The 18466-nt window shown below is 42.8% G+C and carries 19 protein-coding genes and 1 other annotated feature; of the genes, 17 read left to right on the top strand and 2 right to left on the bottom strand.

Features of this window, described 5'->3' with window-relative positions; translation table 11 throughout:
* From minC to pheA, 12 genes are all read left to right on the top strand, one after another.
* Positions 1-681 carry a septum site-determining protein MinC gene (minC, locus tag V7201_RS08350; protein WP_335376316.1) on the top strand — a complete coding sequence of 227 codons (681 nt, stop codon included), beginning with the start codon at positions 1-3 and terminating at the stop codon, positions 679-681.
* A 1-nt stretch (position 682) separates the two neighbouring features.
* Positions 683-1486 carry a septum site-determining protein MinD gene (gene minD / locus V7201_RS08345; RefSeq protein ID WP_335376315.1) on the top strand — a complete coding sequence of 268 codons (804 nt, stop codon included), beginning with the start codon at positions 683-685 and terminating at the stop codon, positions 1484-1486.
* Positions 1487-1659: 173 nt separating this feature from the next.
* Positions 1660-2436 carry a M23 family metallopeptidase gene (locus V7201_RS08340; RefSeq protein ID WP_335376314.1) on the top strand — a complete coding sequence of 259 codons (777 nt, stop codon included), beginning with the start codon at positions 1660-1662 and terminating at the stop codon, positions 2434-2436.
* The gene (locus tag V7201_RS08335) at positions 2429-3295 is read left to right on the top strand and encodes a M50 family metallopeptidase (RefSeq protein ID WP_335376313.1); all 867 of its coding nucleotides are present in this window, start codon (positions 2429-2431) and stop codon (positions 3293-3295) included. Before V7201_RS08340 ends, V7201_RS08335 begins: the two co-directional genes overlap by 8 nt.
* A gap of 66 nt (positions 3296-3361) precedes the next feature.
* Positions 3362-4816, top strand: a complete 1455-nt coding sequence (locus V7201_RS08330) for a ribonuclease E/G (RefSeq protein WP_335376312.1) — start codon at positions 3362-3364, stop codon at positions 4814-4816.
* Between the two features lie 105 nt (positions 4817-4921).
* Positions 4922-5001: a sequence feature (ribosomal protein L21 leader region), on the top strand.
* A 15-nt stretch (positions 5002-5016) separates the two neighbouring features.
* Positions 5017-5325, top strand: a complete 309-nt coding sequence (gene rplU, locus V7201_RS08325; protein WP_335376311.1) for a 50S ribosomal protein L21 — start codon at positions 5017-5019, stop codon at positions 5323-5325.
* A gap of 15 nt (positions 5326-5340) precedes the next feature.
* Positions 5341-5673 (top strand): ribosomal-processing cysteine protease Prp, encoded by a 333-nt coding sequence (locus V7201_RS08320; RefSeq protein ID WP_335376310.1) that lies wholly within the window; start codon positions 5341-5343, stop codon positions 5671-5673.
* Between the two features lie 13 nt (positions 5674-5686).
* On the top strand, positions 5687-5977 hold the full coding sequence (gene rpmA, locus V7201_RS08315) for a 50S ribosomal protein L27 (RefSeq protein WP_023627149.1): 291 nt from the start codon (positions 5687-5689) through the stop codon (positions 5975-5977).
* A gap of 210 nt (positions 5978-6187) precedes the next feature.
* On the top strand, positions 6188-6727 hold the full coding sequence (locus V7201_RS08310; protein ID WP_335376309.1) for a sporulation initiation phosphotransferase B: 540 nt from the start codon (positions 6188-6190) through the stop codon (positions 6725-6727).
* A gap of 89 nt (positions 6728-6816) precedes the next feature.
* Positions 6817-8112, top strand: coding sequence for a GTPase ObgE (gene obgE / locus V7201_RS08305; protein ID WP_335376308.1), 1296 nt, complete (start codon positions 6817-6819; stop codon positions 8110-8112).
* Between the two features lie 69 nt (positions 8113-8181).
* Positions 8182-8637, top strand: a complete 456-nt coding sequence (locus V7201_RS08300; protein WP_335376307.1) for an ACT domain-containing protein — start codon at positions 8182-8184, stop codon at positions 8635-8637.
* Between the two features lie 30 nt (positions 8638-8667).
* On the top strand, positions 8668-9510 hold the full coding sequence (gene pheA / locus V7201_RS08295) for a prephenate dehydratase (RefSeq protein ID WP_335376306.1): 843 nt from the start codon (positions 8668-8670) through the stop codon (positions 9508-9510).
* 345 nt (positions 9511-9855) lie between these two features.
* Here pheA and V7201_RS08290 read toward each other — a convergent pair whose 3' ends face one another.
* Both V7201_RS08290 and V7201_RS08285 read right to left on the bottom strand, forming a co-directional pair.
* The gene (locus tag V7201_RS08290) at positions 9856-10395 is read right to left on the bottom strand and encodes a transcription repressor NadR (RefSeq protein WP_335376305.1); all 540 of its coding nucleotides are present in this window, start codon (positions 10393-10395) and stop codon (positions 9856-9858) included.
* Between the two features lie 60 nt (positions 10396-10455).
* A complete protein-coding gene (locus tag V7201_RS08285) occupies positions 10456-11595 on the bottom strand; it encodes an IscS subfamily cysteine desulfurase (RefSeq protein ID WP_335376304.1) in 1140 nt (379 codons plus the stop codon).
* A 158-nt stretch (positions 11596-11753) separates the two neighbouring features.
* On the opposite strand from V7201_RS08285, the gene nadB reads away from it, so the two are divergent.
* The 5 genes from nadB (at position 11754) to V7201_RS08260 (ending at position 18384) form a co-directional block, all read left to right on the top strand.
* Positions 11754-13343 carry an L-aspartate oxidase gene (gene nadB / locus V7201_RS08280; protein WP_335376303.1) on the top strand — a complete coding sequence of 530 codons (1590 nt, stop codon included), beginning with the start codon at positions 11754-11756 and terminating at the stop codon, positions 13341-13343.
* Positions 13312-14148 (top strand): carboxylating nicotinate-nucleotide diphosphorylase, encoded by an 837-nt coding sequence (gene nadC, locus V7201_RS08275; protein WP_335376302.1) that lies wholly within the window; start codon positions 13312-13314, stop codon positions 14146-14148. Before nadB ends, nadC begins: the two co-directional genes overlap by 32 nt.
* Positions 14149-14163: 15 nt before the next feature.
* On the top strand, positions 14164-15270 hold the full coding sequence (nadA, locus tag V7201_RS08270) for a quinolinate synthase NadA (RefSeq protein WP_335376301.1): 1107 nt from the start codon (positions 14164-14166) through the stop codon (positions 15268-15270).
* Positions 15271-15437: 167 nt separating this feature from the next.
* Positions 15438-17417, top strand: coding sequence for a SafA/ExsA family spore coat assembly protein (safA, locus tag V7201_RS08265; protein ID WP_335376300.1), 1980 nt, complete (start codon positions 15438-15440; stop codon positions 17415-17417).
* A gap of 22 nt (positions 17418-17439) precedes the next feature.
* Positions 17440-18384 (top strand): aminoglycoside phosphotransferase, encoded by a 945-nt coding sequence (locus tag V7201_RS08260; RefSeq protein WP_335376299.1) that lies wholly within the window; start codon positions 17440-17442, stop codon positions 18382-18384.
* The last annotated feature ends 82 nt before the right edge of the window (positions 18385-18466 follow it).

Here is an 18466-nt window from a genome sequence, read left to right as displayed (position 1 = left end):
ATGAAAAAAACACAAAATGTGACAATTAAAGGGACGAAAGATGGACTCACGCTCCATTTGAATGATACTTGCTCCTACGAGGAATTAAAAAAAGAACTCGACAGAAAGCTTTCCAATTCCTCCCGTGTCCAAGAGGAACAGCAATTGCTGTCCGTAAAGGTGAAGGCAGGAAATAGATATCTTACTCAGGAACAGCAGGAAGAGTTGAAGGATCTGATTCGCCAAAAGAGGAATTTAATCGTTGAGGATCTTGAAACGAACGTGATTACAAAGGAAGAAGCTGAGCGGGAAAGACAGGAAACAGAAATTGTCCCTGTGGCAAAGGTTATTCGCTCAGGCCAGATCCTTGAAATAGTCGGAGATTTGCTGCTGATTGGAGATGTCAATCCTGGAGGCACAGTTAAGGCAACGGGAAATATCTTTATTATGGGCACTCTTAAAGGGATTGCGCACGCTGGTTTTGAAGGGAATGATGAAGCAGTGATTGCGGCATCAGTTATGAAACCGTCTCAATTAAGAATCAGTGATTGCATCAACCGTGCTCCAGACCAAGTGCCCGATGAAGAGAATAGGGTTATGGAATGTGCTTACATATCTGATAATCAACAGATTGTCGTTGATAGATTGCAAGTTTTAATGCGAAAAAGACCTAATTTAACTAGATTTGAAGGAGGCCTCTAAAATGGGAGAAGCGATTGTAGTTACATCCGGAAAAGGCGGAGTCGGCAAAACAACGACCTCTGCTAATATAGGTACAGCTTTGGCCCTTCAAGGCAAAAGAGTCTGCCTGGTCGATACGGATATCGGCTTGCGTAATTTAGACGTTGTTATGGGGCTGGAGAACCGGATCATTTATGATCTTGTAGATGTGATCGAAGGCAGGTGCAAGATTCACCAGGCACTTGTTAAAGATAAGCGCTTTGATGACCATCTATATTTGCTTCCAGCTGCACAGACAAGCGATAAAACGGCCGTCCAGCCAGAACAAATGAAAAAATTAGTCAATGAATTGAAGCAAGACTATGATTATATCGTTATTGACTGCCCGGCAGGAATCGAGCAAGGCTATAAAAATGCCGTTGCCGGTGCAGATAAGGCGATTGTTGTCACAACTCCTGAAGTATCCGCTGTCAGGGATGCAGACAGGATTATCGGCTTGCTTGAGAAAGAAGAAAATGTTGAAGCGCCAAAGCTTGTCATCAACCGGATCCGCACCCATATGATGAAAAATGGCGATATGCTTGATGTAGATGAAATTACAACACATCTTTCAATTGACTTGATTGGAATCGTCGCGGATGACGATGAAGTCATCAAGGCATCGAATCACGGCGAACCGATTGCCTTGAATCCAAACAGCAAAGCGTCTATAGCCTATAGGAACATTGCCCGCAGAATCCTTGGCGAATCCGTTCCATTGCAGCAGCTTGATACTGAAAATAAAGGTGTATTCTCTAAAATAAAGAAGTTTTTCGGAGTCCGCTAGTAAAAAGCGCCTGACCTTGGTTGCATTCCATGCATACCGGGCGGGTGCTTTTTTTATTCCAACTTCCAGTTTAACAACTCTTCTCCTAGATAAACTCTCTAATTGTCATACTCTTGTTGGACAGGTCATAAACTTGTACTAACTTTGAGTACAAGGGGATTGGTGGGGATAGGATGAGCTCAAGATCGGAAGATATTCGCAAAAGAATGTTAAAGAGGAAGAAAGAGCGGGAAAGAATGGATAAACTGAACCATGGCCGATTGTTCTATTCAGAGGAGGAACGGCACGGATTTGACCGGATTCCATCTTATGATATTGGGCCAGGAGAGGGAAACCATCCATTATTCAAAAAAGAAGTGTTTTTATTTAAGGTGCTTGCATCTGCATGCCTGGTATTAGTTATCGCAATCCTTTTCCGAAGTCCAGCTGAAAAAGCAGAAAAGTTTCAAAGCTATGTAAAACAAACAATGGAACAGGAATTCCAGTTCGCTGCTGTTTCTGATTGGTATGAAGAGCAATTTGGCAAACCATTGGCACTTCTTCCGGCTAAAAATACCGGGGAGGAAGACAAGCAGGAATTGTCTGAACAAAACGAGTATGCTTTGCCTGCTTCAGGAAGGATTCTTGAGGAGTTCGGAGACAACGGTCAAAGGATCATGATTGAAACTGGGAAGGGTGCTGGAGTTGAGGCAATGAACGAAGGACTTGTTCATTTTGTCGGAATGAAGGATGGATTTGGAAAAACGGTCATTGTTCAGCACGCAGACAAGAGTGAAACATGGTATGGGAACTTGGACGGAATTGATGTGAATTTGTATGAATATATCTCAAAAGGCACAAAGGTTGGGACAGCTATGGACAGCACAGACGGCACAAAGGGATCGTTTTATTTCGCAATAAAAAAAGGGGATGATTTCATCGATCCCGTCCAGGTGATTAAGTTTGAATAAAACCGCTGAATTATTACGAAAAATACAGATACATCCTTTATTATGGATGGTCATTGCACTTGCTGTCGCAACCGCGCATTTTATAGAGCTGATGATGGTGCTGCTGATTATTTTTGTTCATGAAATGGGACATGGTGCTGCAGCCTCTTTTTTTTCGTGGAGAATTAAGAAAATAGCCTTGCTGCCTTTCGGCGGTGTTGCTGAAATGGATGAGCATGGGAATCGGCCATTGAAAGAAGAGCTTATTGTCGTGCTGGCGGGGCCACTTCAGCATTTATGGATGATCGGGCTCGCATATATATTATATCTGAATGGCATTTTTCCTGAAAAGTGGCATTCCCTGTTCATTGAATACAATTGGATGGTCTTATTGTTCAATTTGCTGCCAATATGGCCGCTCGATGGAGGAAAACTTATTTTTATTCTTTTTTCTATGAATTCTTCCTTCCAGATTGCCCATCTTAGGACTATATATTTATCAATCGGTTCATTGGCTATTTTTTCAATCGTCCTCATGATCCTTGCGCCATTAACCCTGAATGTCTGGGTAATCATCGGTTTTCTGGCTTTTTCACTTCATTATGAATGGAAGCAACGTCGCTTTATTTTCATGAGGTTTCTTATGGAGAGGCATTATGGAAAACAAGCAGATTTCAGGCAGCTTAAACCAATCAACGTAGAAGAAAATGAAGTGGTGGGGCAGGTCCTCGAAAAATTCCAGCGAGGCTGCAAGCATCCGATCATTATAAAGCAAGTCAATGGCAAAGAGACAGTAATGGATGAGAATGAATTGCTTCATGCTTTTTTCAGTGAAAAACTGATGTCTGCTAAAATAGGAGATTTGCTTTACACATACTGACATAGGATAATAAATGCAGCGGGGAGCTTTTTCTTGCTGCATTTTTTTATTTAATAGGGAGAGTCCATGGAACAGTTAATTATAAATATCATATCCAGAGAAAAACGCTTCGCCTTGATCAAAAATGGCGCTGTTGAAAAAATATATATTGAGCAGCCAAGCCAGCAATCTCTTGTCGGCAATATTTATCTAGGGATTGTTGAAAAAGTGATTCCCGGCATGAATGCGGCATTTGTGAATTTTGGAGAAGAAGTGAGCGGATTCCTGTCACGAGATAAGCTTCCTGGGCATGTGCTCTCGGAGGAAGATAATAAGGCGAACCGGTCTATTTCTTCTTATCTTCATCAGGGGGAAAAGCTGCTTGTCCAGGTTGAAAAGGATGCAGCAGGGACAAAAGGTGCGAGGTTGACGGGAATTATTGAAATACCGGGTGAACATCTGGTGTACATGCCGAATGGCAAATATATCGCCGTATCCAAAAAAGCAGAAACGCCAGAAATACGGGAAAGATGGCGGGAGTTTGCTAAAGAGCTGAAAACAGCAGATGAAGGGTTGATTTTCAGGACTGAAAGCCTCACTCAGACCGAGGAGGTCATAGCGAATGAACTCGAGCAGCAGCGGTATGAATATCAACAAATGCTTACATTAGCAGGTGGAATGAAAAAGCCTGGAATCGTTTATAGTCGGGATTATTTTTATGAACAAGCCACTGCAGCTATTTCACTAATGAAAGAAGGCTCCGTCATTGTGGATAGCCTGGAATATAAGAAGAAGCTGAATCCTCTAAATAAAGATGAGATTACGGTCAGCTTTTACAATGGCAAAGAAAATATTTTCTCTTTTTATAAAATAGAGCAGGAAATCGAGCGGTTATTAAAGAGAATCGTCTGGCTGGAAAAAGGTGCTTATATGGTCATTGACCTTGCAGAGGCTCTTACAGTTTTCGATGTGAACACAGGTAAGTTTTCTGGGAAGACAAATTTACGCGATACTGTCATTAAAACCAATATGAATGCGGCAGTGGAGGCGGCACGACAGATGAGGCTCAGGGATCTTGCCGGCATCATCCTAATTGATTTCATTGATATGCAGGAGAGCAAGGACAGGGATACGGTCCTGAATGTGATTCGCAAAGAATTGCTGCATGATGATCGCAGAACGAGGATTGTGGGCTTTACCGAACTCGGAATCCTCCAGCTGACAAGGAAAAAGACAAAGCAATCGCTCGATGAAACTTTGACTGAAACTTGTGGTACATGCAGTGGTTCGGGTAAGGTGCTCAGTTCAGAAACAATGGCCTACCGTCTTGAGAGAGAGCTGTGGGAATATAAGGGGACTGATCATGAAGCTGTCCTTATTTCTGCAACTAGAGAGGTCATTGACCATTTTTCCGGAGAAGTGGGTATTCATAAGTCCAGGCTTGAAAAGGTATTGGGAATGAAAATCAAATTCACGACTGCAAATGCGGAGCGGCCTTATTACGAAATAATAAAATTCGGCGCTTCAGCAGAGCAATCTTAAAAAACACCCAGAAATGAATGATATATGCTATAATATAAACATCTATTATTGTGTTGACACTTTTGCTCGGCATGTGATAGTATTTTAATGTTATTGTTTGTAGCACCCGTGCTACAACCGCACGCATCAGGTATTTAAGTTTTGCTTTTGGCAAACGCCTGCTGATGGCGAGTCTGAGTCTAATGAGGAGGTGCAATGGAATGTACGCAATTATCGAAACTGGCGGCAAGCAAGTAAAGGTAGAAGAAGGACAAGCAATCTACATTGAAAAGCTAAACGCTGCTGAAGGCGAAACTGTAACTTTTGACAAGGTTCTTTTTGTAGGTGGCGATACTGTTAAGGTTGGAAGCCCAGTAGTTGAAGGCGCAACTGTAACAGCTAAAGTCGAAAAGAATGGCCGTCAAAAGAAAATCATCGTTTTCAAGTACAAAGCGAAAAAGAACAATCGTAAAAAGCAAGGTCATCGTCAGCCTTACACTAAAGTTGTTATCGAAAAGATCAACGCTTAATTAAGGCAGATTACCATGATTCGTGCAACGATTAATCGTACAAAATCCGGAAGCATCCGTTCGTTTACGATTAGCGGCCACGCTGGATTCGCTGCCCATGGCAGTGACATTGTCTGCGCAGGTGTTTCGACCATCTCGATTGGGACAGTCAATTCCATCATTGGATTGACAGGTGTCACCCCGGACATTGAACAAGGCGCGGATGGTTTTCTCCGCTGTGAAATCCCCGACAATTTGCCGGAGGAAACACAGGAGAAAATCCAATTACTCCTTGAAAGCATGGTCATTACATTGCAATCGATGGAAAAAGAGTACGGAAAGCACATAAAATTAACCTTCAAAAAGTAGGAGGTGGAACAAAATGTTAAGATTAGATCTTCAATTCTTCGCTTCTAAGAAGGGTGTAGGTTCAACTAAGAACGGACGTGACTCAATCTCTAAGCGTCTTGGCGCTAAGCGTGCAGATGGTCAATTCGTAACTGGTGGTTCTATCCTTTACCGTCAGCGCGGAACTAAAATCTACCCAGGTGTAAACGTGGGTAAAGGTGGAGATGACACTCTATTCGCTAAGGTTGACGGCGTCGTTAAATTCGAACGTCTTGGCCGTGACCGCAAGCAAGTAAGTGTTTATCCTGCAGCTCAAGAAGCGTAAGCCAAAGAGAAGCCCTAACCACTGCGGTTAGGGTTTTCTTGTTTTTTCGCTCTGTTAACCATTAATGAGGGGTTTTAAATCCTGTTGATTGGAGCGGAAATCAACAGTTAAGGTTAACAGAGCAAGGTTTTTATAATACATAATTACTTACGCAGTATGGCTTTTTTGTTATACTAACACCAAGCAGTCTTATGAGTAGGGAGTATGTTTATGAAAAAAGAGTGGGATACAATCGAGGTTTTGCGCCATGCGCGCCATGATTGGATGAATCAGCTTCAATTAATTAAAGGCAATCTATCTCTGAACAAAGTGGATCGGGCTAAAGATATCATTGAAGAAATTATCATGGAAGCCAGGCAGGATGCAAAGCTATCTAATTTAAATCTTCCTCAATTTGCCTCAAAGTTGTTAACCTGCAATTGGGAGAATCATTTTTTTCAGCTGGAATATGAAGTGATGGACTCCCAAAACTTCCACAGACTAGATGATCAGCAGCTGGCTAGCTGGACAGAGCTGCTGTTTGAAACGCTGAATTCTTCAATTGAACGTTATCAGGAAAATCATCTTTCCGTCACAATCGATCCACAGGATAATGGTATTGGGTTCTTTTTTGATTTTAGCGGAATAATAAATGATAAAAATCGTATTCAAAACTTTTTAGCCCATAAGCCCAATAAAGGAATGAAAGTCATTTCAGACGGGGTAATTGATGGCGAATTGACGATTGAAGTTTTTATGGATTCACTCTAGGGAAACATAAAAAATGCTGATCTTCTTTGATGAGTATTAAACCGTCAATCATTTTAATTAACAAAAATCAGACAGGTGGTAATGACATAATGTTTGTCGATCAGGTAAAAATTTACGTAAAAGGCGGCGACGGCGGCGATGGTATGGTTGCTTTTCGTCGTGAAAAATATGTGCCAAACGGCGGTCCAGCCGGCGGCGACGGCGGTAACGGCGCCAATGTAATCTTCCAGGTAGAAGAAGGACTTCGTACATTGATGGATTTCAGGTATCAGCGCCATTTCAAGGCCCCTCGCGGTGAGCATGGGATGTCTAAAAATCAGCACGGTAAAAATGCAAAGGATATGATTGTCAAAGTTCCACCTGGAACAATTGTATCTGATGCGAAAACTGGGGAAGTTATTGCGGATTTGGTCGAGCACGGCCAGCAGGCTGTCATCGCTAAAGGCGGACGTGGCGGACGCGGAAATTCACGTTTTGCAACTCCATCCAACCCGGCACCTGAACTTTCTGAAAAGGGAGAGCCTGGACAGGAAAAAGACATTGTCATGGAATTGAAGCTTCTTGCTGATGTAGGACTTGTCGGTTTTCCTAGTGTTGGAAAATCAACGTTATTATCTGTAGTCTCTGCGGCAAGGCCTAAGATTGCAGAATATCATTTTACAACAATCGTACCTAACTTAGGTATGGTAGAAACAGAAGACAGCAGAAGCTTCGTGCTTGCTGATTTGCCGGGCCTTATTGAAGGAGCGCATTCAGGTGTAGGTCTTGGCCATCAATTTTTGCGTCATATTGAACGGACACGCGTCATCGTCCACGTAATCGATATGGCTGCAACTGAGGGCCGCGACCCTTATGAGGACTATCTAACAATTAATAATGAATTAAAAGAATATAACTTAAGGCTGACAGAAAGGCCGCAGGTAATCGTTGCGAATAAAATGGACATGCCAGATGCAGAAGAGAACCTGGAAGTGTTTAAAGAAAAGATTGGCGATGCACATCCAATCTTCCCAATTTCTGCAGTCACACGTGAAGGCTTGCGTGAACTTGTCTTTTCAGTTGCCGATTTAGTTGAAAAGACTCCGGAGTTCCCTCTTATCGAAGAAGTGGAAGAAGAAGATACAGAAGTTAACCGTGTTATGTATAAGCATGAAAAAGCAGAACAAGAATTCCAAATTGACCGTGAACCGGATGGTACCTTTGTCATTTCCGGTGATAGCATTGAGAGACTATTCAAAATGACTGATTTCTCACGTGAAGAGTCAATTAGACGTTTTGCCCGTCAAATGCGTGGAATGGGTATCGATGATGCCCTCCGCGAAAGAGGAGCAAAAGACGGAGATACAGTTAAACTTCTTGAGTATGAATTCGAATTTGTTGAGTAGGCCTTGTACATCTATATAAAAATCATCTTTGCTGATCAGGCGCTTACGCACTTCTGATGGGGTGGAAACATGAAACAAAATCAATTGGATAAAAAGTTTTTCCTTGTTCGGGAAGATGTGCTGCCTGAAGCGATGAAGAAAACGCTTGATGCGAAGGAAATGATTGAACGGGGAAAAGCAGAATCAGTTTGGGATGCAGTACAGCGGGTGGATTTAAGCCGTAGTGCTTTTTATAAATACCGTGACACTGTATTCCCATTCCATACAATTGTGAAAGAACGCATCATTACACTTTTTTTTCAGCTCGAAGATCGTTCGGGAACTCTGTCGGAACTGTTAGGTATTGTAGCGGCTTCTGGATGTAATGTGCTGACCATTCATCAGACAATCCCGTTACAGGGGAGAGCGAACGTTACTTTGAGCTTGAATGTTACTGAAATGAAAGTCGAATTGGACGAACTGCTTGGAAGATTGAAAAGGCTGGAATTTGTAGAGAAAGTAGAAGTGCTTGGTTCCGGTGCATAATTGTACTGGCTGCAGGGGGAGAGGATTGGCTTGAAAATTGGATATCTTGGTCCGAAGGCGACATTTACAGATCTCGCGGCACGCCAGCTGTTCAGTGATGCTGAAAGGACTCCCTATGTAAGCATCCCTGAATGTATGGATGCGGCGGCTGCAGGCGAGATTGATGCAGCGATTGTCCCGCTGGAAAATTCGATTGAGGGTTCCGTGAATATAACGATTGATTATTTGGTTCATGAGTCTGAATTGGTTATAGCTGGTGAAGCAGTTGTTCCAATCAGGCAGCATCTGCTTGTACATAAAGCAAACATAGATCAATGGAATAAGGCTGAACTGATCTACAGCCATCCTCATGCACTGGCGCAGTGCCATAAATTCCTGCATAAAGAATTCAAAGGAACACCGCTGGAAAATATGGCATCAACGGCTGCCGCTGCAAATTATGTAAAAGACCACCCAGAGATGAACATCGCGGCAATCGCGAATGGTTTGGCAGCAGAGGAATATGAACTTGCCATGGTGAAAGAAAACATCCATGATTACAGCTATAATCATACTGTGTTTGCTATTCTTGCGAAGGAAGGGCACACCATCAACCTTAAACCATCTGATGACTATAAAACCACATTGATGATCACCCTGCCTTCTGACCAGGCTGGTGCTCTGCATCAAGTGTTATCTGCTTTTTCATGGAGAAAGCTCAATCTGTCAAAAATCGAATCAAGGCCGATGAAAACCGGGCTCGGAAAATACTTTTTCATCATCGATATTAACTTGAAGATGGATGAAGTACTGATTCCTGGAGCCATTGCTGAACTCGAAGCCTTAGGCTGCAGTGTCAAGCTTCTCGGAAGCTACACAAGCCATAGAATCTAAAAAAGATCCATCATTGATGGATCTTTTTTAGGTTGGTAAAAGAAATCAAGTAACAAAATTCTTTAACTGTAAAAATCAGCAATATGTAGTTTTAAAATGAATCATTGGAACAATCCAAAGCCTGAAAACGGCATGATTATGTTCCAATAAGGCTCATTGGAACAATCTAAAGCCTATAAACGACATGTCGATGTTCCAATATGACTGATTGGAACAATCCAAAGACAAAAAACGCCATGTTGATGTCTCAATAAGATTAATCGGACCACTTCAAAGCCTTAAAACCGTTTCATCGATGTCCCAATAAAGTGATACCAGACCTTTCCCATAAAAACGTCTCTGTCTCTACTCCAAATCAACCAAGAAATGAGCTTTTCTAAGTGCTTCTTCTGCTTCATCCAGCGCTTTTTCTGTTGGCGCGGAAATTGTGTGCAAATGTATGCCTTCTGTAAGCTCTGACAAGTAGGAGGCATTAGTAGCACGGATTTTTTCCATGAATTGTTTCACTTCGTATCGATTCGATACCATGATTGAAGCGGTTAAGTCCCCATAGACTGGATGCTCGATTTTGACATCCTTTATGGTGACACCATGATCTACGAGAAGGATGAGTTCTTCCTCTGTCCGTTCTGGAGTATGGGAACAGGCAATGGTTCTTACCGCTCCAGTTGGATTTGAGGCATGCATATAAATATACCCCTGGCTGGTTGCAATGATTGGTTCATTCCTTGCTTTAAGCAAGGTGATGTCACCAACGATGACCTGTCTGCTTACATTTGTTATGGATGCAAGCTCACTTCCGGTAATTGGTTCCCTGCTTTCCTGCAGCCTGCTTAGGATAAATGCCCGGCGCTCGTCCCCGAGGATTTTCGTAGGTTCCTTCATAAATCCGATCCTCTCCTTCTATCTCTTCATTTGAGAATTTTACCATAAATAAAGAGGAATTTAAAAGGCGGAGGCATGTAAGGAGAGTTCGGCAATTGTTTTTGCAAGTGCTTCTACATCCTCGGCTTTTGTCTCTCTCCCAAATGAAATTCGGAAAAACTCTTTGGCTTCTTTACCTGTTATGCCCATTGCTGTCATTGTTTTCGCTGGCGAAACCATTCCTGTGTGACACGCTGTACCAGTCGAGATAGCATACCCCTTGCGATTGCATTCAAGCATTACGTATTGCCCCTCAATTCCCTTAATACTCATTCCTAGAATACCTGGAATTTGAAAAGCTTCATCATCCCCAAATATCTGAACCCTGTCTGTCCTATCTGACAATGTTTCCCGGAAAAGGGACCTTAGCTTCCTCAAACGGACGGTTTCTGTTTCCATTATCAAATGAGCTTTTTGTGCAGCCGTTGTCATCGCTGCAATTCCTGGGATATTTACAGTTCCTGGCCTGAATCCTTTTTCATGCGTTGTACCGGCAATCAAAGGTTTCCATGCAAGCCTGGGATTGATATAAGCAGCCCCGGTTCCTTTTGGACCGTAAAATTTATGACCGGAAATAGAAAGCGCGTCAACGGACCCTGCTATGGAGGCAATAGGAATTTTGCCAAAAGTTTGTACACAGTCACTATGGAGCAAAACATCTTGGCTCTTGCAGAAAGCGGCGATGGCTTCAAGTGGCTGCAGCGTGCCGATTTCAGGGTTTCCATGGTGAATAGAGACGAGCACAGTTTCCTTCCTGGCAGCTTTTATTACACTGTCATATTCAATTTGCCCTCTTCTGTTTAGAGGAAGGTAAGTGACCTCCCACCCCTCTGTTTCCAGCTTTTTCATAAGATTATAGACGGATGAATGCTCAGCTGCACCTGTAATGATATGTTTGCCTTTTTTTCTTAAAGCAGAAAGGAGGGCTATTATAGTTAGATAATTGGATTCTGAGCCTCCACTGGTAAAAAAAATACCCGCACATTCTACATCAAGTAGGTTGGAGAATTCCCGTCTGCAAACTTCCAATATATTTTCGGCAGTACTGCCCATATCATGGAGGCTCTGACTGTTACCGAAGTGTTCAGTTCCTGTTTGGATATAAATCTCCGCTGCTTCCCGGTCGAGCGGGCATGTTGCAGCATAATCGAAATATTTCATAATTGTCTCCGTATCCATTTGACATATTAAATAAACTCCATGTAACCAACTAATTAAAAGCTATAAAAATAGTTAATTGTTAAAAGTTCTTGTCAACAGTGTAAAACTGTGTAAATATATATGTCAAGACACCTGTTAACACAGGAGGCAGCAAAAATATGAAACAAACAGATGTAATCATCATTGGCAGCGGAATTGCCGCGTTGCAATTAGCCAATAAATTAACAAAGAAATTGAATGTGATTATTCTCACAAAGTTGGAGTGGAATACGTGTAACTCTTATTTGGCGCAGGGAGGAATTGCGGCAGCAATCGGGATAAACGATGATCCTTATTTTCATTATCTGGACACGCTGGAAGCAGGCGGCCACCATAATGATTCAGAAGCTGTGCTAGCAATGACGAAAGAAGCACCTGATTTAATTAAAGGTATCTGGCAGGCCGGATGCAGATTTGATGAGGATCAGGATGGAGGGCTGCAACTAGGTTTGGAAGGTGCGCATAGTATGAAAAGAATCGTCCATAGCGGCGGTGATGCCACTGGGAAGCATATGGTGGATTTCTTTAGTTCTACCCTTGGTTCAAATATTTCGATTGAGCAAAAGGTTTATGTCTATGAATTAATTTTAAATGATCAGATGGATACATGTATTGGAGTAAAAGCGAAGACCTCGGATGGGGAGAATGAAGTTTATTATGCAGATCACGTAGTTCTTGCTACGGGGGGATGCGGCCAGCTTTATTCTTTTACTTCAAATGCTGAAACCGCTACCGGTGATGGCATGGCACTTGCTTATAGAGCTGGAGCCGAACTGGCAGATATGGAGTTCATCCAATTCCATCCGACGCTTCTATATATGAATGGCAGCACGAGAGGTCTAATTTCCGAGGCTGTCCGAGGTGAAGGGGCAGTCCTTGTCACTGGCGAGGGACAAAGGATCATGGAAGATATTCATCCCTTAATGGATCTTGCTCCGAGGCATATCGTTTCCCAAACCATTTATGAGTATTTAAAAAAGGAAATTCAAATCTACTTGGATATTACTGAAATTGAGGATTTCGGCATTCGGTTCCCGACCATCAGCCAGCTTTGCGCAGAAAATGGCGTGGAGATTGATAAGGGGCTGATTCCAGTTGTGCCAGGCAGCCATTTTATCATGGGAGGCGTGAAAACTGATTTGCTGGGACGCACAAATATTCTAGGATTGTATGCAATTGGAGAGGTCGCTTGCACAGGGATACATGGAGCGAACAGGTTAGCGAGCAATTCTTTGCTTGAAGGGATGTTCATTGGCTGCAGACTTGCAGAATGGATTAATCATACTCCGGACGTATATAAAAATACTAAAAAATCTGATGCTGTAAAGATAGAATTATATCGTCCATTGGGGGAGCTCCCTGAAATCGAAGAATTAAAAAGAACGATGATGGACCGAACAGGAATTGTTCGGACAAGAGCAATGCTGACAGCCCAAAAGGAATGGCTTGAGCAGTTCAGTTTCGATGAATGGATGGAAGCTCCTCTTGAGCAAATGTCAGCTGCTCAAATTAAACAATTCTTTATGTACATTACAGCCTGCCTGATCACAGATTCAGCACTTGAACGCACAGAAAGCAGGGGCGGTCATTTCAGGGATGACTTTCCAAATGAAGATAATGCGAATTGGATGAAAAAACGGATCGTCCACCAACGAAAAAAAGTAAAGGATGGGAAGCATGAATACAATCAAACTCCGCTTGCTACTTGAACAATTTTTTATTGAAGACATTGGCGACCGTGATGTCACCAGTGAGTTGATATTCGGAAATGGAAAAGAAGGAAGTATGGTTTTTCTTGCGAAAGAGGAGGGAATTTTCTGTGGAGAACAGGTGATCAACACAGGATTCCGTATAATGGATGAAAACTGTCAGGTCAATATGATGGCTAAGGATGGGGCTCATGTGAAAAAGGGGCAAGAGCTCGCGACGATATCCGGCCAAATTTCCGCTTTGCTTAAAGCAGAAAGGGTTGTTCTTAATCTTGTGCAACGGATGAGCGGTATAGCGACGAAAACTCACCAAGCCGTATCTGTGTTAGACAGCGGAAAAACAAGAATTTGTGATACGAGAAAAACAACACCTGGTTTACGGATGCTTGAAAAATATGCCGTCCGATGCGGAGGCGGATACAACCACCGCTATGGATTATATGATGCTGTCATGATTAAGGATAATCATATTTCATTTGCAGGATCAATCTGCGGTGCCGTAGAAACAGTGAAATCAAGTCTTGGCCATATGGTGAAGGTTGAAGTGGAGATTGAGACAGAAGCCCAGCTTAAGGAAGCAATAGAAGCAAAGGCCGACTGCATCATGTTTGATAACAGGACACCGGAAGAAATAGCAGAATGGATTGGCATTGTTCCAAAAGGAATTTTAACAGAAGCTTCTGGCGGCATCACTCTTGAAAATCTGCACAGCTACCGTAATTGCGGGGTAGATTATATTTCCCTCGGCTTCCTGACGCATTCTGTTAAGTCGTTGGATATTAGTGCAAAAGTGATACCGGAATAAAAGGGGGATGAATTCATGAATCTATTGGAGGCGCTTGAATCGAAAGCCAGAATGCTTCCTGAAAAATACAGGGACATGTCTGTAGAGGAACTGGAAGCCCTGATCAGGGATATAAAAATGAAAATGGGAAAGAAGTTATTCATTCCTGGACACCATTATCAAAAAGATGAAGTCATACAATTTGCTGATGCTACTGGTGATTCACTGAAGCTAGCGCAGCTTTCAGCGGAAAACAGGGACGCTGAGCATATCGTGTTTTGTGGTGTTCATTTTATGGCGGAAACGGCCGATATTCTCACAGGGGACAATCAAAAAGTATACTTGCCAGATATGCGGGCAGGCTGTTCGATGGCCGATATGGCCGATATATATCAGACTGAGCGGGCATGGGAATGCCTCCAGATGTTGTTTGGCGATACAATACTTCCATTGACATATGTAAATTCCACTGCCGCGATCAAATCTTTCGTAGGGGTAAATGGCGGTGCCACAGTTACTTCTTCCAATGCTGAAAAAATGGTGCAATGGGCTTTTACCCAAAAGGAACGGATCCTTTTCCTTCCTGATCAGCACTTAGGAAGGAACACAGCTTATAATATTGGAATTGGTTTGGATGAAATGGCTATATATAATCCCATTGAGAACAACCTCGAGTTTGAAGGGCCGCTCGAGAAAGTGAAGGTTATTCTTTGGAAAGGGCATTGCTCTGTCCATGAGAATTTTACCGTTGAAAATATTTTAAACGTCCGAAAAAAAAATACGAATATGAAAATCATTGTCCATCCTGAGTGCAGGCACGAGGTTGTCCGGCTATCTGACATGGCTGGGTCGACCAATTATATTATTGACGCAATTGAAGCTTCACCTGCAGGATCGGAATGGGCAATCGGCACGGAAATGAATTTAGTGAACCGCCTGATTGCACAGCATCCAGATAAAAATATTGTTTCATTGAACCCGCATATGTGTCCATGCTTGACGATGAACAGGATTGACCTTCAGCATCTGTCATGGAGCCTTGATTCTATTATGGAAGGGAAGGAATGCAATATCATTAACGTGGAAGCAGGCACATCGGAAAATGCCAAGCTTGCTCTCAACCGAATGCTGCATCAATCTTAAAACGAATTCCTTCCCGATTGGGGAGGAATTTTTATTTTTGGAAAAGCTTAATGTCGCTTGTTGAAACATATTTATAACTAGTGAAGCATAAGTTTTTTTGAAGATTGTTAGCAAAATGCCCACACCCACATACAATATATGGACTTATGCCATAGGAGGGAATCAGAATGAAGCTCCATATCGTACAGAAAGGGGATACTCTTTGGAAGATCGCCAAGAAGTACGGCGTGAACTTTGAAGAGCTGAAAAAGATGAATGCTCAGCTCAGCAACCCTGATATGATTATGCCCGGTATGAAAATAAAAGTTCCAACTGGTGGAGGTAACATAAAGAAAGAAGCTCCAATTTCCGGTGGAACGCCTCAAGCAAAAATCAATATGGGTGGCAAAAAGGAAATGCCGATTGCCAAAGAGAAACCTATATCAATGCCTGAAGTGAAGAAAGAGGCACCTGTGAAGGAACTGCCTAAGGAAGCTCCAGTCAAAGAGCAGCCAAAAATGGAAATTCCAAAAATGGAATTGCCAAAACAAGAAGCACCTAAGCCAATAAAAAAAGAAGAAGCAGTGAAACCATATACCCCTAAAATGCCGAAACAGATCATGCCTGAAATCGATATCAACAATTACTACATGTTGAATATGTCAAACATGCAGCTCCCGCCAAAGCCACAGCCACAGCCAAAGGCACAGCCCAAAGAACAGCCAAAGGCACTGCCTAAAGAACAGCCCAAAGCACAGCTTAAGCCACAGCTCCCGCCAAAGCCAGAGAATATTTTCCCGGAAATCAAACCTGAAGTGAAACCAGAGGTTAAACCTCAAGCGAAGCCAATGCCAAAAGCAGAAGTGAAACCAAGCGTGAAATCGGAAATTAAACCAAATATTAAAATTGAAAAGAATGATTTCATGGATGAATCACCTTCAATGATGCCATTTATCCAAGGAGGTTACCAACAGCCAATGATCCCTTATCCATATAATTGTTATCCTGGTGCCCCGTCCATGACAGGTCCTGGATATGGTTACCCAGGAACTCAACAGATGATGCCGTATCCTCAGGTGCAGGGAGCGATGAATTATCCTGGCCAATACCCTGGTATGATGCCTGGAATGGGAATGGCAGATTTGGAATCATCGTCATTTGAACAGAATATGCAAATGCCATTAAGTCCAGTAATGGATGAAAATATGCCAGCGAATATGCAGCCACAGGTATCGCCTGAATCAGAGGCAGGGCCTACCTTTTATGGAACGCCGATCTCTCCTGTAATGCCTGGTCCTGGCTGGTGTCCTCCATATGGGCAAATGCCTCATGGTTATCCGCCGATGCCATATATGCCTCAAGTCGGCGGCATGATGCAAGATCAGATGCCTTACCAGCCACAGGTAGGTGGAATGATGGATAATCAAATGCCCCAGGTAAGCGGAATGATGGATAATCAAATGATGCCTCAAGTTGGCGGCATGATGGATGAAGAATCATCTGAAATGCCAATGCCACAAATGCCGCAGATGGGTGGAATGATGGAGAATCAGATGCCGCCACAAATGCCACAGGTAGGCGGAATGATGGAAAATCAGATGCCACCACAAATGCCACAGGTAGGTGGAATGATGCAAGGGCAGATGCCGATGATGCCACAGGTAGGCGGAATGATGCAAGGGCAGATGCCAATGATGCCGCAGGTGGGCGGAATGATGCAAGGTCAGATGCCAATGATGCCGCAGGTGGGCGGAATGATGCAAGGTCAGATGCCGATGATGCCACAGGTGGGCGGAATGATGCAAGGACAAATGCCACATCAAATGCCGCAAGTGGGTGGAATGATGGAAAATCAAATGCCGCCACAAATGCCGCAGGTAGGTGGAATGCAGCAGCCGCCATTGTTCCCTAAGCAGGGCGTCAAGGGGATGGGAAATGACTGTGGTTGCGGAGGTTCTATGGGCACTCCTTACGGTTTAATGGGAGCGGGTTATCCTCCTCATGCACCACAAGGTTATCCGTCCGGACCTGGCATGTACCAATTCCAGCCGCAGCCAGGTTATCAAATGGGGATGGGACCACAGGGCTTCATGAATCCTTATGGAGCGGGTCCGATGGGTCCTGGGTTTGGAATGCCTCGTTTTGATGATGAGAGCGATGAATATTAACATCAAGAGAGGGGGAGACGATTTGTTCAAAAATCGTCTCTTCTCCTATTTATCAAAAGAACTTGCCGTGAATATCATTGAATTTAAGAAATTAAGGGGAAATGTATATTACGTCCGAACGGAGAATGATTCATTTATTCTGAAAGGCTATAAGGAATTAAGAAAGTTAAAGGTTCAAGAGACATTTACTTCATCTTTAAGGAAATCAGGCTTTGAACATTCGTATTGTTTTTATACGAACAATAATCAGCCGCTTTACTTCCAGAACGTATATTATGGTCGTATGGAATATATTCAGCCCAATGAAATACCCTTTCACTATGGACATGATCAAGATAGGCAGGAAGGCATTGATCTTTTAAAACAATTCCATGATAAAACCCATGGTCTTGCCTCTTCTTATACAACCTTGCTCCCTCAAACGGATTTAGTTAGAAAATGGCATCATCGGAAGATTGATTTTATGAGGAATTTACCACAGATAAATTATCACGTAAAAAAAGAGATGACAAATGAGTTTTTAAAGTGGGCAAATTTTTCATTGCATGGATTTGTAAAGTTAAAAAACAACCTGGCTGAAAATCAACCTGCCATCCTTCACGGAGATGTGGCCCATCATAACTTCTTGAGGTCGAGTGAAGGGGAATTGTACTTAATTGATTATGATTTAATCAGTATTGGGTCGACTGCATATGACATGCTTCAATACGCAAATCGCATCTTGCCTTTTTTGGATTGGAAACTTTCAGCGCTAGCAGAAATAAACCACCTGAATAATTGGTTAAATAATGAAGCATTTTTATACGGGCTTTTGTACCCAGCCGATTTATTAAGAGAATGGAATAGGCTGATCAGAGATGATGAAGAATCTAACCCATACAGAACTGCACCGATTGTTAATATGACTATAAGCCAATTCCAGCAAAGGCGGCAATTTCAAGAGGAGGTAAAATCGTTACTGAAATAATCGTTTGTTTTTGTAAGGGAAAAGAAAGTATAAAATTCACTTCGAGAAATGGCCAGCTCCAGTGCCTAGCCCCTCGAGTCGC

The sequence above is a fragment of the Bacillus sp. JJ1122 genome (assembly GCF_036964885.1).
Classification (GTDB): domain Bacteria; phylum Bacillota; class Bacilli; order Bacillales; family Cytobacillaceae; genus Mesobacillus.
This window is presented reverse-complemented; position numbering and strand designations above follow the sequence as displayed.

What these genes read in the sequence shown, in the direction of transcription:
- minC (WP_335376316.1), top strand. Translation starts at nt 1, where the DNA reads ATGAAAAAAACACAAAATGTGACAATTAAAGGGACGAAAGATGGACTC.
- V7201_RS08300 (WP_335376307.1), top strand. Translation starts at nt 8,182, where the DNA reads ATGAAACAAAATCAATTGGATAAAAAGTTTTTCCTTGTTCGGGAAGAT.
- safA (WP_335376300.1), top strand. Translation starts at nt 15,438, where the DNA reads ATGAAGCTCCATATCGTACAGAAAGGGGATACTCTTTGGAAGATCGCC.
- nadC (WP_335376302.1), top strand. Translation starts at nt 13,312, where the DNA reads ATGAATACAATCAAACTCCGCTTGCTACTTGAACAATTTTTTATTGAA.
- nadA (WP_335376301.1), top strand. Translation starts at nt 14,164, where the DNA reads ATGAATCTATTGGAGGCGCTTGAATCGAAAGCCAGAATGCTTCCTGAA.
- V7201_RS08320 (WP_335376310.1), top strand. Translation starts at nt 5,341, where the DNA reads ATGATTCGTGCAACGATTAATCGTACAAAATCCGGAAGCATCCGTTCG.
- V7201_RS08285 (WP_335376304.1), bottom strand. Translation starts at nt 11,595, where the DNA reads ATGAAATATTTCGATTATGCTGCAACATGCCCGCTCGACCGGGAAGCA.
- V7201_RS08290 (WP_335376305.1), bottom strand. Translation starts at nt 10,395, where the DNA reads ATGAAGGAACCTACGAAAATCCTCGGGGACGAGCGCCGGGCATTTATC.
- rpmA (WP_023627149.1), top strand. Translation starts at nt 5,687, where the DNA reads ATGTTAAGATTAGATCTTCAATTCTTCGCTTCTAAGAAGGGTGTAGGT.
- V7201_RS08310 (WP_335376309.1), top strand. Translation starts at nt 6,188, where the DNA reads ATGAAAAAAGAGTGGGATACAATCGAGGTTTTGCGCCATGCGCGCCAT.
- obgE (WP_335376308.1), top strand. Translation starts at nt 6,817, where the DNA reads ATGTTTGTCGATCAGGTAAAAATTTACGTAAAAGGCGGCGACGGCGGC.
- V7201_RS08340 (WP_335376314.1), top strand. Translation starts at nt 1,660, where the DNA reads ATGAGCTCAAGATCGGAAGATATTCGCAAAAGAATGTTAAAGAGGAAG.
- nadB (WP_335376303.1), top strand. Translation starts at nt 11,754, where the DNA reads ATGAAACAAACAGATGTAATCATCATTGGCAGCGGAATTGCCGCGTTG.
- minD (WP_335376315.1), top strand. Translation starts at nt 683, where the DNA reads ATGGGAGAAGCGATTGTAGTTACATCCGGAAAAGGCGGAGTCGGCAAA.
- V7201_RS08330 (WP_335376312.1), top strand. Translation starts at nt 3,362, where the DNA reads ATGGAACAGTTAATTATAAATATCATATCCAGAGAAAAACGCTTCGCC.
- rplU (WP_335376311.1), top strand. Translation starts at nt 5,017, where the DNA reads ATGTACGCAATTATCGAAACTGGCGGCAAGCAAGTAAAGGTAGAAGAA.